At 68.1% G+C, this 16,269-nt stretch carries 14 protein-coding genes and 1 tRNA gene; 7 read left to right on the top strand and 8 right to left on the bottom strand.

Annotated features, from left to right (window positions below):
* Positions 1–202: 202 nt before the first annotated feature.
* The 4 genes from ABD289_RS04610 to ABD289_RS04595 all read right to left on the bottom strand — a co-directional run bounded on the left by ABD289_RS04610 (position 203) and on the right by ABD289_RS04595 (position 2,581).
* The gene (locus tag ABD289_RS04610) at positions 203–1,033 is read right to left on the bottom strand and encodes a DUF4097 family beta strand repeat-containing protein (protein WP_344126855.1); all 831 of its coding nucleotides are present in this window, start codon (positions 1,031–1,033) and stop codon (positions 203–205) included.
* A 124-nt stretch (positions 1,034–1,157) separates the two neighbouring features.
* Positions 1,158–1,754 (bottom strand): TetR/AcrR family transcriptional regulator, encoded by a 597-nt coding sequence (locus ABD289_RS04605; protein WP_344126853.1) that lies wholly within the window; start codon positions 1,752–1,754, stop codon positions 1,158–1,160.
* A complete protein-coding gene (locus ABD289_RS04600) occupies positions 1,751–2,077 on the bottom strand; it encodes a DMT family transporter (RefSeq protein ID WP_344127151.1) in 327 nt (108 codons plus the stop codon). The genes ABD289_RS04605 and ABD289_RS04600 overlap by 4 nt, the downstream gene beginning before the upstream one ends.
* A gap of 75 nt (positions 2,078–2,152) precedes the next feature.
* Complete coding sequence (locus tag ABD289_RS04595) at positions 2,153–2,581, bottom strand: DUF1707 domain-containing protein (RefSeq protein ID WP_344126851.1); 429 nt, start codon at positions 2,579–2,581, stop codon at positions 2,153–2,155.
* A gap of 361 nt (positions 2,582–2,942) precedes the next feature.
* Between ABD289_RS04595 and ABD289_RS04590 the strand changes: the two genes are divergently transcribed.
* Positions 2,943–5,171, top strand: a complete 2,229-nt coding sequence (locus ABD289_RS04590; RefSeq protein WP_344126849.1) for a (Fe-S)-binding protein — start codon at positions 2,943–2,945, stop codon at positions 5,169–5,171.
* A gap of 542 nt (positions 5,172–5,713) precedes the next feature.
* Here the strand turns inward: ABD289_RS04590 and ABD289_RS04585 are convergent.
* Both ABD289_RS04585 and dcd read right to left on the bottom strand, forming a co-directional pair.
* Complete coding sequence (locus ABD289_RS04585; RefSeq protein ID WP_344126846.1) at positions 5,714–7,120, bottom strand: sugar porter family MFS transporter; 1,407 nt, start codon at positions 7,118–7,120, stop codon at positions 5,714–5,716.
* A 252-nt stretch (positions 7,121–7,372) separates the two neighbouring features.
* The gene (dcd, locus tag ABD289_RS04580; protein ID WP_344126844.1) at positions 7,373–7,954 is read right to left on the bottom strand and encodes a dCTP deaminase; all 582 of its coding nucleotides are present in this window, start codon (positions 7,952–7,954) and stop codon (positions 7,373–7,375) included.
* An 87-nt stretch (positions 7,955–8,041) separates the two neighbouring features.
* On the opposite strand from dcd, the gene ABD289_RS04575 reads away from it, so the two are divergent.
* A tRNA-Gly gene (locus tag ABD289_RS04575) sits at positions 8,042–8,112 on the top strand.
* 572 nt (positions 8,113–8,684) lie between these two features.
* On the opposite strand, the gene ABD289_RS04570 is transcribed toward ABD289_RS04575, so the two are convergent.
* Positions 8,685–10,745, bottom strand: a complete 2,061-nt coding sequence (locus ABD289_RS04570) for a putative bifunctional diguanylate cyclase/phosphodiesterase (RefSeq protein ID WP_344126842.1) — start codon at positions 10,743–10,745, stop codon at positions 8,685–8,687.
* 275 nt (positions 10,746–11,020) lie between these two features.
* On the opposite strand from ABD289_RS04570, the gene ABD289_RS04565 reads away from it, so the two are divergent.
* Positions 11,021–12,184: a beta-ketoacyl synthase N-terminal-like domain-containing protein gene (locus tag ABD289_RS04565; protein ID WP_344126840.1), complete on the top strand. Its 1,164-nt coding sequence runs from the start codon at positions 11,021–11,023 to the stop codon at positions 12,182–12,184.
* A 58-nt stretch (positions 12,185–12,242) separates the two neighbouring features.
* Here ABD289_RS04565 and ABD289_RS04560 read toward each other — a convergent pair whose 3' ends face one another.
* Positions 12,243–13,073 (bottom strand): alpha/beta fold hydrolase, encoded by an 831-nt coding sequence (locus ABD289_RS04560; protein WP_344126838.1) that lies wholly within the window; start codon positions 13,071–13,073, stop codon positions 12,243–12,245.
* A gap of 264 nt (positions 13,074–13,337) precedes the next feature.
* Here ABD289_RS04560 and ABD289_RS04555 point away from each other — a divergent pair, with 264 nt between their 5' ends.
* The 4 genes from ABD289_RS04555 (at position 13,338) to ABD289_RS04540 (ending at position 16,261) form a co-directional block, all read left to right on the top strand.
* Positions 13,338–13,991 carry a class I SAM-dependent methyltransferase gene (locus ABD289_RS04555; protein ID WP_344126836.1) on the top strand — a complete coding sequence of 218 codons (654 nt, stop codon included), beginning with the start codon at positions 13,338–13,340 and terminating at the stop codon, positions 13,989–13,991.
* 162 nt (positions 13,992–14,153) lie between these two features.
* A complete protein-coding gene (locus tag ABD289_RS04550) occupies positions 14,154–14,960 on the top strand; it encodes a class I SAM-dependent methyltransferase (protein WP_344126834.1) in 807 nt (268 codons plus the stop codon).
* Positions 14,961–15,134: 174 nt separating this feature from the next.
* Positions 15,135–15,755 (top strand): class I SAM-dependent DNA methyltransferase, encoded by a 621-nt coding sequence (locus ABD289_RS04545; protein ID WP_344126832.1) that lies wholly within the window; start codon positions 15,135–15,137, stop codon positions 15,753–15,755.
* 50 nt (positions 15,756–15,805) lie between these two features.
* A complete protein-coding gene (locus ABD289_RS04540) occupies positions 15,806–16,261 on the top strand; it encodes an SRPBCC family protein (protein ID WP_344126830.1) in 456 nt (151 codons plus the stop codon).
* The last annotated feature ends 8 nt before the right edge of the window (positions 16,262–16,269 follow it).

Below are 16,269 nucleotides of genomic sequence, written 5' to 3'. Positions count from 1 at the left end.
GGCCCAAGCACCGTCAAATTGACTTGAGCCAGTGCCACTCAATCTTTCTGCCAGTCCAACGTCTGACCAGGGCGGAACGTTCCCGCCTGTGGTGCGCGAGACAAAAGAGAAGAGGGGTGCGACCGCCTGGCCGCACCCCTCGCGCCCTCCCGGGTCCCGGGACCTGCCGCCCGCGGCGCTGCGCCGAACGGGCGGCGGTCGGTCATGAATCCACGTTGATGTTGCCGCTTCCGGTGGTGAGCTCGAGCCGCCTGTCCGCGTCGGGGTCCCGGCGCACATCGATGGACACGTTGCCGCTACCGCTGCGCGAGTCGACGCGGTAGCTGTCCCGCGGCACCGACACGTCGATCTCGCCGGAACCGGTGGACAGCTCCGCCTCCCGCGGGCCGGTCAGGTCCAGCCGGACACCGCCCGAGCTGCTCCGCGCGTAGACCTGCTCGGAGGCGATGTCCTCGCCCCGGATCCGGCCGCTGCCGGTGTGCGCCCGAAGACGGCCGTCGATCGCCTCCAGCTCGATCACGCCGGAACCGCTGCGGGCCTCGACCGGACCGCTGGTGTCCCGCACCGCGACCGAGCCCGACCCGGTGCGCGCCTGGACCCAGCGCTCGATGCCGGTGAGGTCGACCCCGCCGGAACCGACCTCGATGTCGACCGAGCGCATGCCCGACACCCGCACGTCACCCGCGTCGACGCGGCCCTCGACCGGAACGGCCGCGGGCAGCACCACGTCGTACTCGACGCTGCACCACCAGCCGCAGTCGCCGTTGAGCACCAGCGTCCCGCCTTCCACGGTGTGGTTGGGTTCCTCGCTGCCGAACACCGCCCAGCGATGCACCCGCTGCTCGACCGCGCCGTCGCCATCCGGTGCGTACCGGATCCGCACGTCCCCCGAGCGCCCGTCGATCCGCACCCGCTCGACGGCGCCCACCTGGGTCGACCGCTCCCCGCCCGGCTGCACCGTCCCCCAGGTCAGCACCACGCCCCCGAACAGCACCAAGGCCGCCCCGGTGACCGCCAAAGCCACCCGACTCATCGCTGCCCCCAAACAAGTCCGCCAACAGCACCCAGGAACCTACGCCCGATGTGACCGTTGCCTCATCGGGGAGAACCCGGACGAGCCCCGGAATCACCCCTGGCCGGGAGTGCGGGAGGCGGGTTCAGCCCTCGGCGCCGAGGTAGTCGTGGGGCTGCATGAGGAACCTGAACACCGGCTCCAGATCGTCGGCCTGCGGCGGCTCGTCGGCGATCAGCGCCTGCAGCAGCAAGCCGTCCAGGCCGGCCAGGAAGGCGCGGATGACCGGGTCGTCACCGCCCCGGCCCTCGTTGATGTTCCCGCGCAGCACCTCGAGCCAGCGGCGGGCGGCGGGGCGCAGCGCGGGCCTGCGGGCGGCGAGGAGGTAGAGCTCGTACTCGGCGAGGGTTCGCTCGCGGTGGTCCCGGATGGTCTCGGCCACCAGCTCGGCGACCGCGCGCGGCCACTGCGAACTCTCCTGAACCCGTTCGCGGGTCTCCTCCAGCTGCGCGACCAGCAGCTCGCAGCTGCCCAGCAGGCTGGCGACCAGCAGGTCATCGATGCCGTTGAAGTAGTAGGCGATCGACGCGGGCGGCACCTCGGCCTCCCGAGCGATGTTGCGGTGGCTGACCGCCCCCACGCCGTCCCGGGCGACCACCCGCAGCGTGGCGTCGAGGATCGCCCGGCGGCGACGCTCGCCCTTGAGGCGACGGCCGTCGGTGATCTCTTCCGAAGCGGTCAATGCGCACTCCCGAGTTCCAGCGCCACGACGCCGCCGATGATCAGGAACAAGCCCAGCACCTGCACGACGCTGAAGGACTCGCCCAGGAAAACAGCCCCGATGATGGCCACCAGCGCCACCCCGGCCCCGGACCACATCGCGTAGACCACGCCGACCGGCAGCCCGAGCTTGAGCACCGCGGACAGCGCGACGAAGGCCGAGCCGTAGCCGAGCACGACGAGCACCGACGGGATCGTCTTGCTGAAACCTTCGGAGAGCTTCAGCGAAACAGTGCCGAGCACCTCGCTGCAGATCGCCAACGCCAGCAGCAGGAACGCCACCAGGACCTCCTTAGAAGTTGAACATTCGCCCTACTTGTTGCTCGCACGAGCACGAGGGCAGCCAGGAGCAGGGCCCGGTTAGTCCGCTCGCCCGCAATCCCCGGAGCCGGAGATCATGTCCGCCACGTTGATCGCCGCCCAGATGCCCATCGGGATGGCCGGCCAGAAGAAGATCGGCTCACCGCTGGCGATGGAGGTGACCAACCAGATCGCCACCAGGATGAACGACACGCTCGCCCACGAACGCCACTCCTTGAGCTGCTTCTCCCGCCGAGCCGCCTTCTTCTCGTCGCGCTCGGCGACCTCGGCCGCGGATCGGGGAACGGGCAGGTCGGAGGTCAGCTGCGCGAGCTCGCCCAGCGTCGCGGCCGCGTAGGCCTGCCGCAGCCGCTCGTCGTACTCGCCGAGGTTGAGCCGCCCTTCCTCCAGGGCGCCCCGCAACCGCTCGGCGACCTGCTCGCGATCGTGATCCGACGCCCGCATCGTCTCGTCGTTCGGCTCGGCCATTGCCCACTCCCCATGCGCGGATAGACCGGATGATGCACGCCCCCGCCACCGAAGTGGCGAAAATCGCACAGCTACTCGCCAGTCTGCCCCGCCCGACGCCCCGGCGACAGCATTTCCACCGAATCGCCCACGGCTTCAGCAGCGACGATCCGGACGACCACCGCCTCCGAGGCCGCGGGCTTCCCGCCCGGCACACCCCCGAGCGTACCCAAAACATGGACATTTGCCCAACTAGTTTTTCGTCCAGCGGTCTCGCAGAATCACCGACTGTTCCCGAAACGCCCCGGCCCCCATGGTTACCAGTGGGTAACAGGGCGTACGCTCCCCAAACGGACAACACCCGAAACAGGAGGCCGCGAGCATGGGTGCTGTACAGATCACGCTCGGCACGATCTCGGTCGTGCTGGGCGTCGTCGCGTGGGGCATGTTCGCCAAGACCATCGCCCAATTCGTGCGGATCATCCGCCTGGGGCAACCGGACGGCACCCGGAACGGCCCGGTGCTGGACCGGCTCGCCACGCTGGTCAAGGAGTTCGCCGCGCACACCCGCATGAACAAGTTCCGCCACGTCGGGGTGTGGCATTGGCTGGTGATGTGGGGCTTCCTGCTCGGCTCGCTGGCCCTGTTCGAGGCCTACGGCGAGGTGTTCGTCCCGACCTGGGGCTGGCCGATCCTCGACCACCTGGCGATCTACCACCTGCTGATGGAGATCCTGGGCGTCGGCACGGTCGTCGGCATCCTGGTGCTGATGGCGATCCGCCAGGCCAACCACCCGCGCAAGGCCGGCCGGGTCTCCCGGTTCCAGGGCTCCAACATGGGCTGGGCCTACTTCATCGAGCTCGTGGTGCTCATCGAGGGCATCGGCATCATCGGCGTCCGCGCCGGCAAGGCCGCGCTGGGCGTGCACGACATGCCGCTGTGGGCCGAGTTCGCCTCCGCGCCGCTCGGCGCCCTGCTGCCGGCCAGCGAGAACCTGGTCTCGGTGTTCGCCTTCATCAAGCTGATGAGCGCCACCGTCTGGCTGATCGTCGTCGCGCGCACCATGACCATGGGCGTCGCCTGGCACCGCTTCAGCGCGTTCTTCAACATCTACTTCAAGCGCGAGGACGACGGCGACGTCGCCCTCGGCGCGGTCAAGCCGATGATGTCCGGCGGCAAGCCGCTGGACTTCGAGGAGGCCGACCCGGACGAGGACGTCTTCGGCGCGGGCAAGGTCGAGGACTTCTCCTGGAAGGGCTGGCTGGACTTCACCACCTGCACCGAGTGCGGCCGGTGCCAGTCGCAGTGCCCGGCCTGGAACACCGGCAAGCCGCTGTCGCCGAAGCTGATGATCACCCAGCTGCGCGACCACGCCTACGCCAAGGCCCCGTACCTGCTGGCCGGCGGCCAGAAGGACATGGCCGGTGACGAGGTCGGCATCACCGGCGACGGCGCCGAGGAGAAGCTCGCGGGCATCGACGCGCTCGCGCTGGCCGAGGCCGAGCGGCCGCTGGTCGGCGGCCCCGAGGAGATGGGCGTCATCGACCCCGAGGTCCTGTGGGCCTGCACCTCCTGCGGTGCCTGCGTCGAGCAGTGCCCGGTGGACATCGAGCACGTCGACCACATCGTCGACATGCGCCGCTACCAGGTGATGATCGAGTCGAACTTCCCGACCGAGCTGGGCGGGATGTTCAAGAACCTGGAGAACAAGGGCAACCCGTGGGGCCAGAACGCCAAGGACCGGCTGGCCTGGACCCAGGACCTGGACTTCGAGGTCCCGGTCTTCGACGGTGAGCTCGAGGCCGACGACGAGTACCTGTTCTGGGTCGGCTGCGCCGGCGCCTTCGAGGACCGCGCGAAGAAGACCACCCAGGCGGTCGCCGAACTGCTGCACATCGCGGGCGTGAAGTACAAGGTGCTCGGCCCGGAGGAGAACTGCACCGGCGACCCCGCTCGCCGCGCGGGCAACGAGTTCATCTTCCAGATGATGGCCCAGCAGAACGTCGAGGTCCTCAACGGCGTTTTCGAGGGCCGCGAGCCGGGCAAGCGCAAGATCGTCGCGACGTGCGCGCACTGCTTCAACAGCCTCGCCAACGAGTACTCCGAGCTCGGCGGGGACTACGAGGTCGTGCACCACACCCAGCTGCTGAACAAGCTGGTCCGCGAGAAGCGCCTGACCCCGGTCGCCCCGGTCGCCGAGGACGTCACCTACCACGACCCCTGCTACCTGGGCCGCCACAACAAGGTCTACACGCCGCCGCGCGACCTGGTCGGCGCCGCGGGCGCGACCTTCCGCGAGATGCCGCGGCACGCCGACCGCGCCATGTGCTGCGGTGCCGGTGGCGCCCGGATGTGGATGGAGGAGCAGACCGGCAAGCGGGTCAACCTGGATCGCACCGACGAGGCCCTCGGCACGGCCCCGTCCAAGATCGCCACGGGCTGCCCGTTCTGCAAGGTGATGCTCTCCGACGGTGTGACGACCCGGAAGAGCGAGAAGGCCGCCAACGAGGACGTCGAGGTCGTCGACGTCGCCCAGCTGCTGCTCAACGCGGTCAAGCGCGGCGACGGAGACGACAAGAAGGCCGAGACCGAGGAGTCCGCCCCGGCCTGACCCGCTCCGCACCGACAACCAGCGGGCGCCTTCCCACCCGGGAAGGCGCCCGCTTTCTCTTCCACACCCCGAATTCCAGGCAAATCGGGGTGCGGAATTCCCTGGAATTCGGGGTCCCGTTTTCGAGGGTTTTCCGCGATCCCACCTGGTCGGGCGACCGCGATGCGGCGTGTCGGCCTCGCGACGAGTCCCGCAGGTCGGGGTCCGCAGGTCGGGGTCCGCGTCTTGCAGGTCGCGTCTTGCGGATCCGGTCCCGCAGGTCGCGTCTTGCGGATCCGGTCCCGCAGGTCGCGTAGCTCGCGTCTTGCCGTTCAGGTCGCTTAGCTCGCGTGCTGCGGATCGGGTCTTGTGGATCGGGTGCGGGGTTCGGGTCGCGCGGATGGGGTGGTCGTGTCGCGTGCGTCCGCTCGGGTGCGGTGGCGTGGAGCGCGGGCGGGTGTGGCGAGTCGGGTGCGGCCGCTCTGGGCGGTCCGGGTTGGCCTGGGGCGTGAAATGCGTCGAGGGCGCCCCCTCGGGGACGCCCTCGACTTTCGGGGAGCGGGTCAGCTGCCCATCTCCTCCAGGGAACGGCCGTTGGTCTCCTTGAGGTACTTCACCACGAACACCACCGAGAGGGCGGCGAACGCGGCGTAGATGAAGTACGTGACCGGCAGGTTCCAGTCCCGCATGCTCGGGAAGCTCACCGTGACCAGCCAGTTGGCCACCCAGTTGGTCGCGGTGCCCACGGCCAGCGCGGCCGCGCGGATGCGCGCCGGGAACATCTCGCCCAGCAGCACCCACATCACCACGCCCCAGGAGGCGGCGAAGAACAGCACGAACGCGCTCGCGGAGATCAGCGCGACAACGCCCCACTGGTAGGGCAGCTGCGCGTCCTCGCCGACGACCTTGGCGAAGCTGAACGCCCAGCCGGTCGTCGCAAGCGACACCGTCATGCCGACCGAACCGATCACCAGCAGCGGCTTGCGGCCGATCTTGTCCACCAGCGCGATGGCCACCAAGGTGCCGATGATGTTCACGATGGAGGTGAACAGGCTCAGCAGCAGCGAGCCGCTCTCGTCGACGCCCACCGAGTGCCACAGCGACGAGGAGTAGTAGAAGATCACGTTGATCCCGACGAACTGCTGCAGCGCCGCGATGGCCATGCCGACCCACACGATCGGCAAGAAGCCGAACTTGCCGCGCAGATCGCTCAACTGCGGCTTGCGCTCGCCCAGGGCCTCCTTGATCTCGGCGATCCTGGTGTCCGGGTCACCCGAGTCGACCTGCGCGAGGATTTCGCGCGCCCGCTCCAGCTTGCCCGCGGCCACCAGGTAGCGCGGAGATTCCGGAATGCTCGAGGCCACCACCAGGTAGACGACGGCCGGGATGGCCGCGACGCCGAGCATCCACTGCCAGGCCTGAATCGGCCCCAGCATCCCGGTGGCACTGCCGCCGGCACCCTGCGCCAGGCCGTAATTGACCAGCTGCGAAACGGCGATGCCGAGCACGATCGCCAACTGCTGCAAGGACGCGAGCCTGCCGCGATAGGCCGCAGGCGCCACCTCGGCGATGTAAGCGGGTGCGATCACCGAAGCGATACCGACCGCGATACCGCCGACCACGCGCCAGATCGCCAGGTCCCAGATCGCGAAGGGCAGGGCCGAGGCGATGGCGCTGATGATGAACAGCACGGCCGCCAGCTGCATCACCCGGATGCGGCCGACCCGGTCGGCCAGCCAGCCCGCGATGCCGGCACCGACCGCCGAGCCCAGCAGAGCCGAGGAGACGGTGAACCCGATCAGCGCCGGACCGACCCCGAAGTGCTGCTGGATCGCGTCGACACCACCGTTGATCACGGAGGTGTCGTAGCCGAACAAGAAACCGCCCAGAGCCGCAGCCCCGGCGATCATCACCACGTGCCAGAGGTGCTGGGTGGGTGCACCCGAAGCACGCGACTGCAATGCGGACATCGAATTCTCCCGCTGCCCGCGCGCCGATCCGCCACGTTGCGGGATCGTTCCAGAGCGCCGGGCGCAGGGATCGTAGTTTCTGAACCCGCTACTTGCTTATTCGATTCAGGGTGAACTACCTCACGACTCCGCGAAATCCCAGGCAGTGCCGTTCACCTGGTAAAACGTCACAGGAGACGGGAACTCGGAGGGTTATCGCCATGCCCCGCAACGCATCTGAACAGTACAGCCGCCGACGCCCGCGGGAGCCCCTCAGCGCCGGGTGTCGGTGACCTTGAAGTTCAGGTGCGCGCGCGAAGGCGTCGGACCGCGCTGCCCCTGGTAGCGGGAGCCCGCCTCCTTGGACCCGTACGGGAAGTCCGCCGGGCTGGAGAGGCGGAACAGGCACAGCTGGCCGATCTTCATCCCGGGCCACAGCGTGATCGGCAGGTTGGCCACGTTGGACAGCTCGAGCGTGATGTGCCCGCTGAAGCCCGGGTCGATGAACCCGGCGGTCGAGTGCGTCAGCAACCCGAGCCTGCCCAGCGAGGACTTGCCCTCGAGTCGGCCCGCCAGGTCATCGGGCAGCTTCACGGCCTCGTAGGTCGAACCCAGCACGAACTCGCCCGGGTGCAGCACGAACGGCTCGTCCTCGGGTGATTCGATCAAGGAGGTCAGCTCGTCCTGCTGCTTCGACGGGTCGATGTGGGTGTACCGGGTGTTGTCGAAGACCCGGAAGAAGCGGTCCAACCGCACATCGATGCTCGACGGCTGGATCATCGACGCGTCGAACGGATCCAGTTCGAGACGTCCTTCATCCAGCTCTTTACGCAGGTCCCGATCACTAAGCAGCACAGGACAAGGGTATCCGGAGGGGCCCGCCGATCTTCGTCGCCCACCGTGCTAAGCTACCGGCGTCGATCGACCGAAGGTCGATGCGCTGCGGATGTAGTTCAATGGTAGAACATCAGCTTCCCAAGCTGAGAACGCGGGTTCGATTCCCGTCATCCGCTCAGAACACGAAGGCCCAGGTCAGGAGCTTGATTCGCTCCGCCTGGGCCTTCGTCGTGTCCGGGGTGCTCAGCGGGGCCAACAACATCTCGACAAATGGGGTGCTCATCCCTCGCCCTCCAGCGTTCCGAACCGCTCTCCGGGCCGTCGTCCGTCACCGATCGCGGACAGTTCCTCGCGGATCGGGGCGGTTTCCTGCTCAATCTCTCCTTCCAGGACAGCCACGGACCGCGAAGCGGGCTGCGCCACACGCGACTGCCCCCGAATCCTGGTCGGCGGTGAGCCGCGAGCGCTCGCCAGAACGGGGCGGGGAAACCGCACCCGTTCTCGTCCTCGGCTCCGCTACCTGCGCGAGCGGCAGAGCTAGATTCGGAGATAGCAGACCTGGCGTGGGATCCGAAGCGGCTGATGGCACTCCAACGTCGAATCGGAACCTCCGCCTGCGTGGCTCGCCCAGGCGGATGCGCAGCCGCGTTGTCGGGGTCGAAGGCGAACCGCGCGGCGAGCGGCCCGAACTCGCCGGGGAGCGCACCGGCCGCAGCCGATAGACGCGGACGACTCGAGTGTTTCCGGACTACCTCCGCGCGAGGAAGTAGTCGTGGAATGCCGCGACGGGTTGCGGGTGGGCGATGAGATGGCCCTGAAAGCGGTCGACGTTGAGGCCCTGCAGCGTGTGGAGTTGCTCCGGGGTTTCGACCCCTTCGGCGACGCAGGTGCGATCCATCGCGTGGGTCATCGTGACGATCGCGCGGGCGATCGCGTGATCGACCGGATCGCTGTCGATCGCCGTGACGAAGGTGCGGTCGAGTTTGAGGATGTGCACCGGGAGGTTCCTGAGGCGGGCAAGTGTGGAATAGCCGGTGCCGAAGTCGTCGAGGGCGAAGCGCACCCCGCGGTCGGCGAGCTCGGTCATGGCGTTGTGCGCTTGCGGGCTGAGATCCACCAGAGCCGTCTCGACGACTTCGAGCACGACACGATCGAACGGCAGGCCGGAGTTCGTGATGAGCTCGGTCACCGTGCCGACGAAGTCGGGGTCACCGGGAAGGAGCCCGCTGAGGTTGATCGAGACGGTCGGCGCTGTGCCCTGGATCGCCGGCCACCCGGCGGCTTCGGCCAGAGCGGTCCGCAATACCCACTGGTCCAGCTCGCCGGTCAGATCCCCTTGTTCCGCGGCCGCGAGGATCACGCCGGGAGTGAGCAGACCACGGCCGGGATGCGGCCAGCGAAGCAAGGCTTCAGCGGCCACGATCGTGCCATCGCGATCGACGACGGGCTGATAGTGCAAGGTCAGGGCGTCCGTGCGAATGGCTTGGCGAAGTTCGCCCTCGAGGTGCAGTTGGCTCTCCGTCGCGGTGATCAGTTCGCGATCCGCCAGCGAAATACGTCCAGGGCCACGGCTTTTCGCGTGGAACATGGCCACATCGGCATAGCGCAACAGGTCTTGGCTGGACATTGAACCGGTCAACAGAGCCCCGCCCGTGGACACCGAGACGTTGACCAGTTGATCACCGATCGGCACCATGGTGCGCAGCGCTTCGGAGATTTGCTGGGTCAGCGCCTGCAGACCCCCGACCGCGTCGAGATCCGCTGTGATCACTAGGAACTCGTCACCGGACAACCGCGCGACCGTGCATTCCGGTGGCACGGCCGCGGTCAGCTGACGCGCCAGCGCGACCAGGAGCTCGTCCCCGGCTTCGTGGCCGAGCGAATCGTTGATGCGCTTGAAGTTGTCGATGTCGCAGAACACGAGCCCGAGCTGACGCGGCTCGCCCGAGGTCAGCCAGGCGAGGATCTCGTTCATCCCACGCCGGTTGAGCAGTCCGGTCAACTCGTCGTGGGTGGCCTGCTCGTGAAGGGCCTGCTCGGCTCTCCGCTGAGCGGTGATGTCGTGCATCAGCACCTGGTAGGCCGCGCTGTCGTCCCACGTGGTGCGCACCGAGACCGATTCGATGAGCACGCTGTCACCGTCCACGCACGTCAGCCGAACCTCGGTCGGTTCCGACGCCATGCCCGGTTCGGTCAAGCTGGCCACCCGCTTGCGCAGGTCGCGCAGGGCCGGTTCAGCGACGAAATCGCTGATGGGGCGACCGAGCAGCTGCTCGTCCGACTCGGCCCGCATCAACCGCACCGCCGCGGGGTTGACGTAGGTGAGCAAGCCGTCTTGGTGCACGCAGATCGCATCCGGGCTGAGCTCGACCAGCAGGCGGTACCGATCCGCCAGGATGGCCAGTTGACGGGCATCTTCTCCGCCCGGACGTGCGTCAGTGGCGATACCCACGAGTGCGCTCGGGTGCCCCTCTTGGCGAGCCCGGACGCGGAGCCAATGGGTCACGCCATCGGCGTCTTCGAACGGCAGTTCCAGTTCGAGGTCCTGCCAGACAGGTGCCACGGACGCGGAAACGATCAACGGCTCCAGCAACTCCCGCAGTCGGGCCCGCAGTTCCTCCGCACCGGCGTTGGGCATGGCCAAGAGCCGCTCCAGTCCGGCGGTGGACCACGTGAGCTCGTCTCCAGCGAACCGATAGCGCCACAACACCGCCCCATGAACCGCGAGCGTCAGGTCCAGCATCGCTCGGTCCATCTGCGAGCCCGACGCGAAGGCGCCTCGGTCATCCCCTTCGTCCTCCGGCGGCATGTCACCTCCCCGCTAGATCCAGGCGTGCGACAACTCTCTCCTCCTTCCGCCGGGAATGCAGTTCCTTCTGCTGCAGAACACGACCCGGGAACCACGATGCGTGGCATTAGAGATCAAGCGAAATCTGGAATACGTAACCCATAAGAGTTAAATATTCTCAACTGCAGGCACGCTAAGTAGCACTCCGTCGGAGAGGTCGGCACTATCGGGTGAGGCGACAGATACGGCCTCGCTTCAATCGGCGAACGGCCGCGCACACGATCTAGGAGACCAGCATGGGTTTACCGCACTTGGACATAGCCGGGCTGGGCACGGTTACCGGCTACGGCTGGGGCCGGGAGGAGCTCTGGCAAGGCCTCGCAGCGGGCAAATCCGCCGCCGTCCAGCAGCCCGGCTACCAGACCGACGGATGGGCGGCACCCTGGGCCGCGCTCGTGCCCGGGGGAGGCGATGCTTCGGACGGACCGAGCCGGTTCCAGCGGGCCATGCGGTTCGCAGCTCGCGAAGCCATCACCGATGCGAAGACACGAGGCTGGCAACCCGGCCGACGGGTCGGATTGCTGCACGCCGTCGTACTCGGCGAAGTCGACCTGTGGAAGGACTTCCACATCACGCACGGAGGTCGCGTATCCGTCCGGGACTACCTCGCGCTCATGCCGTCCACACCGATCTCGACCCTGATGCGGGAATACGACTTCCACGGACCGGCGATGAACGTCGGCGCCATGTGCGCCTCGGGAAACGCCGGGCTGCTCACCGCGAAGTCCTGGATCGACACCGGGATCGTCGACGACGTGATCTTCGTTGCCACCGACATTTCGGTGACCCCCGAGAACCTGAGGCATTTCGTCGACTTGGGCGTCGCCGTCGCGGACAGCGACCCGTTGCAGGCCTGCCGCCCGTTCCAGGAAGGCAGCCGGGGCTTCATCATGGGCGAAGGCTCGGTCGCCATGGTCCTCTCCCAGGGCATCCCCAACCCTTATCTGCACGTGCTCGGCGGAGCCATGTCCCATGATGCCCATCACGTGACTTCGATCGATCCCGAACTGACCGACATCACCCGCTGCTTCAACGAAGCCCTGGAAAACGCCGGAGCGACCCCCGACCAGGTGCGCTACCTCAACGCCCACGGGCCCGGAACCCGTCAGTGCGACACGGCCGAGGCTGCCGTGTTCGATGCTCTCTTCCCCACCACGGCCGAGCTGTACTCGGTCAAGCCACTGGCCGGGCATTGCCAGGGTGCGGCTTCGGCCGTGGAGATCAGCGCCACGGCCCTGGGATACGACCACGACCTGCTCCCAGCACCGTTCAACGTCGCAGCGGGACATCCGCGCCTGCTGGCCGGACCCACGGCGCCTGATGAAGGCCTGACCGTCAAGTCCTCCATCGGCATGGGCGGGCACAACTCCGCCGTCGTCCTCCGTCCGCCGAACCGGTGAGGGGCACTGCGCGGAACACGTCACCCGCGCATTCCCGAGCGCCCCGCGCGATCGCCGCTCACGACGTCTCGGCCAGGAACGACAGCAGATCGGCGTTGATCGTCTCGGCCTGCGTCGTGGGCATTCCGTGCGGGAAGTCCTCGTAGGTGTTCAGCGTCGCGTTCTGCAGCAGCTTCGCCGACAAGGGACCCGAATCCCGATAGGGCACGATCTGATCGTCTTCGCTGTGCATCACCAGGACCGGCACGGAGATCTTCTTCAGGTCCTCGGTGAAATCCGTTTGGGAGAAGGCGACGATGCCGTCGTGGTGTGCCTTCGCGCCGCCCATCATTCCTTGACGCCACCAGTTCTGGATGAGTGCCTCCGAGGCTTCCACGCCCGGCCGGTTGAACCCGTAGAAGGGCCCCGCCGCTATGTCGCGATAGAACCGCGAGCGGTTGGCCGCAAGTTGTTCCTGGAATCCGTCGAAGACGCTCTTGGGAAGACCGCCGGGATTGTCCTCGGTCTTGACCATCAGAGGTGGAACCGCGTTGATGATGGCGGCTTTGGCCACTCGTGCTTCACCATGCCTGGACAGGTAGCGCACCACTTCACCGCCGCCGGTCGAATGACCCACGTGGATGGCGTCCTGCAACCTCAGATGCGCTGTCAGCTCCCCGAGGTCGTCGGCATAGTGGTTCATGTCGTGGCCGTCGCTCGTCTGGCTGGATCGTCCGTGTCCCCGCCGGTCATGGGCGATGACCCGGTAACCGTGTCGCAGGAAGAACAACATCTGGGCGTCCCAGTCGTCAGCCGAGAGCGGCCAGCCATGGCTGAACACGATCGGCTGACCCGAACCCCAGTCCTTGTAGTAGATCTCCGTACCGTCCGTTGTGGCGATGGTGCCCATGCGGATCCTTCCGTCAACGCGGGACGACACGGCGGAATCAGCCGGTTGACGCAGCACGCCACGCACGCCCTCGAGATGGGTTCAACACCGCTCAATGCTCCCCACCTCCCGACCACCGCCCCAGGGCAATAAGTCACCCAACCGCCACCGAACCCATCGGCCGGGCAGGGCGAGGGCGGGATGCGGTCCCACCAGGTCCCGGAAATCGGTGGACGCCGCTGCGAAGATGTAGCGGTTGTCGATCTCGAACCGACTGGGGGACCTGTGAATCCGAGGGACGCCGACGCCGACCGCTTCGCGGGCGAGGCGCTTGCGAAGGGGGAGCCGACCGGGTGGTTCGAGCCGCTCTACGCCGCGGCCACCGCTGGTGCGGCCATCGTTCCCTGGGACCTGGAAGTGCCGCACGCGCTGCTGCCCGAATGGGCGCAGGGCGTCGACGGTTCCGGCCGGTCCGCGCTGGTGATCGGCTGCGGATACGGGCGGGACGCCGAGTTCATCGACTCGCTCGGCTTCCGGACCACCGCTTTCGACATCTCCGAGACCGCGATTCGCGACGCCCGTCAGCGCCACCCGGATTCCGACGTGGAGTACGTGATCGCTGATCTGCTGGACCCGCCCGCCGAGTGGGTCGGTGGCTTCGACCTCGTCCTGGAATCGATCACCGTGCAGTCGATGCCGCTCTCGCTGCGCACCGAGGCGACCGAGCAGGTCGCGGCGATGGTCGCGCCCGGCGGTGAGCTGCTGGTCATCTCGGGAATTCGCGCCGAGGGCGCGGAAATCGACGGCCCGCCCTGGCCGTTGAGCCCCAGCGAGATCGACGCCTTCGCCACCGGCGGCCTGCGCCCGAAGCGGATCGAACGACTACCGCTGCCGAACGACCCCGAACTGCTCTCCTGGCGCGCGAGCTTCACGCGCTAGAACACCGCTGCGCCCCGCTTCTCGCGCGTATCACCGCGCGGGCGCGCTCGATCACTGCCTCCGGCGCACCGACGCGCGCTGATCGGGGAGGCCGCGAGAAGCGTGCCCCGCCGACTCCCGGTCATCATGGGACCGCGACCGGCGACGATGAGGGGAGCGAGCATGGCAGGTACCGAGTACTCGCTCGGCCACGACGACCCGGAGGTTCAGCGGCTGCTGCTGCAGGGCAGGCTCTACGGCGACCACACCGAGCACGCCCTGCGGCTGGCCGGGCTCGCGCCGGGGATGCGGGTGCTCGACGTGGGTTGCGGGCCGGGTGACGTGTCGATGGCCGCGGCGCGGATCGTCGGGCCCGACGGTTCGGTCACCGGTGTGGACGCGCAGCAGCGCATCCTCGACCTCGCCACCCGGCGGGCCGCCGAGCGGGGTTTCGCGAACGCGCGGTTCCACAGCGCCGACATCTTCTCGCTCACCGCCGAGCAGCCCTACGACGCGGTGATCGGCAGGTTGATCCTGATGCACCTAGCCGACCCGGTGGCTGCCGTGCGCCACCTGTCCGGGCTCGTCCGGCCCGGCGGTGTGGTGACCTTCCAGGACTTCGAGATCAGCGCCGCGCGCACCGTCCCGGCGGTGACGCTGATCGACCAGGTCTCCGAGCTCGTCCGGCGGAGCTTCCGCGCTGCCGGTGCCAGCACCGAGATGGGCAGCTCGCTGCACCGCGTGTTCCGCGACGCCGGGCTGGCCGCGCCGCGGATGACCATGAGCGGGTGCATCGGCCCCGCGACCGACCCGGACATGACCGAGTTCCTCGCCGGCGTCTGGCGCACCATGTTGCCCGTGGCGCAGCGCCTCGGGCTCGACGTCACCGGCCTCACCGACCTGGACGCCCTCCCGCGGCGCATGCGCGCCGCCGCGGGCGAGGCGATCGTGATGCTTCCGCCCCTGGTCAGCGCCTGGTCAACGGTGTGACCGGCTGGGCCGCGGCGGCACCACCGCCTCGGTGCGGGCCGGGCTCGTGACAGTTTTGCCTAAAACTGTATGGCCACGACGCCCGAAATGTCCGGACAGTTTTAGGCAAAACTGTCGCGGTCGCCGGCACCGCCCAGCAGCCGCGGGGAACGAGGGTCTCTAAGCTCGCGCGGCATGGGGAACCGTACTGCTGCGTCGTACGACGCGCTCGCGGCTGATTACGCCGAGCACTTCGCTGGGGAACTCGCGGCGAAGCCGCATTGGCGGGCGATGCTCGGAGTGTTCGCCGAGACCGGCTCGGGGCCGGTCGCCGATCTCGGGTGCGGGACCGGGCACGCCACGCGGTTCCTCCACGAACGCGGGGTGGACGTCTTCGGCGTCGACGTCTCCGCCGGGATGGTCGAGACCGCGCGGAGGCTGCATCCCGAGCTGCGCTTCGAGCAGGGGTCGATGACCGCGCTGGAGCTCGCGGAGGAATCCCTCGGCGGCATCCTCGCCGGATACTCGATCATCCACATCGAACCCGGCGATCTCCCGGAGGTGTTCGCGGAGTTCCACCGCCTGCTGCGCCCCGGCGGGCAGCTGCTGCTGGCCTTCCAGGTCGGTGCGCAACCGCTGCACCTCGCGGAAGGGTTCGGGCACTCGATCGACCTCACCTTCCACCGCCACACCCCGCAGGAGATCGCGGCACTGCTCGCCGAATCCGGAATCCCCGTCACGGCAGCGCTGGAACGCGCGCCGGATCCCGAGGAGCGCACCCCGCACGCGCATCTCCTCGCGCGCAAACCGGGCTGACCGAACGGAAACCCGGGCACCGAATGCGCTCGCGTGCTTGAATCACCGCTGTGGACGAGAACGCGCGGATGGTCGTGACGGCACAGCGGGAGATCGCCGCCGCGTGCTCGCGGATCTTCGAGCTGATCGCCGATCCCGCGGAGCAACCGCGATGGGACGGCAACGACAACCTCGGGCGGGCCACGCGCGATCAGCGGGTGCGCGCCGCCGGGGAGGTCTTCGTGATGGAGCTGAACTCCGGCAGCCCGCGCGAGAACCACGTCGTCGAGTTCGAGGAGGGGCGCCGAATCGCCTGGCGCCCCTCCGAACCCGGTAACCCACAACCCGGACACCTGTGGCGATGGGAGCTGGAACCGGTCGGCGAGACCCGCACCCTGGTCACGCACACCTACGACTGGTCGCAGCTCACCGACGACAACCGGTTGCCGATCGCCCGCGCCATGACACCGGGCAACCTGCGGTCCTCCCTCGACCGCCTCGCCGAAATCGCCGAGTCCGGGCGGTAGGCCCCGAC

Origin of the sequence: Saccharopolyspora halophila, from assembly GCF_039531955.1 — a bacterium.
GTDB lineage: Bacteria > Actinomycetota > Actinomycetes > Mycobacteriales > Pseudonocardiaceae > Saccharopolyspora > Saccharopolyspora halophila.
The sequence above is the reverse complement of the archived record's forward strand: the minus strand, read 5'-3'. Positions and strand labels throughout refer to the sequence as shown.

What these genes read in the sequence shown, in the direction of transcription:
- ABD289_RS04570 (WP_344126842.1), bottom strand. Translation starts at nt 10,745, where the DNA reads ATGCCGCCGGAGGACGAAGGGGATGACCGAGGCGCCTTCGCGTCGGGC.
- ABD289_RS04590 (WP_344126849.1), top strand. Translation starts at nt 2,943, where the DNA reads ATGGGTGCTGTACAGATCACGCTCGGCACGATCTCGGTCGTGCTGGGC.
- ABD289_RS04565 (WP_344126840.1), top strand. Translation starts at nt 11,021, where the DNA reads ATGGGTTTACCGCACTTGGACATAGCCGGGCTGGGCACGGTTACCGGC.
- ABD289_RS04610 (WP_344126855.1), bottom strand. Translation starts at nt 1,033, where the DNA reads ATGAGTCGGGTGGCTTTGGCGGTCACCGGGGCGGCCTTGGTGCTGTTC.
- ABD289_RS04585 (WP_344126846.1), bottom strand. Translation starts at nt 7,120, where the DNA reads ATGTCCGCATTGCAGTCGCGTGCTTCGGGTGCACCCACCCAGCACCTC.
- ABD289_RS04560 (WP_344126838.1), bottom strand. Translation starts at nt 13,073, where the DNA reads ATGGGCACCATCGCCACAACGGACGGTACGGAGATCTACTACAAGGAC.
- ABD289_RS04545 (WP_344126832.1), top strand. Translation starts at nt 15,135, where the DNA reads ATGGGGAACCGTACTGCTGCGTCGTACGACGCGCTCGCGGCTGATTAC.
- ABD289_RS04595 (WP_344126851.1), bottom strand. Translation starts at nt 2,581, where the DNA reads ATGGCCGAGCCGAACGACGAGACGATGCGGGCGTCGGATCACGATCGC.
- ABD289_RS04550 (WP_344126834.1), top strand. Translation starts at nt 14,154, where the DNA reads ATGGCAGGTACCGAGTACTCGCTCGGCCACGACGACCCGGAGGTTCAG.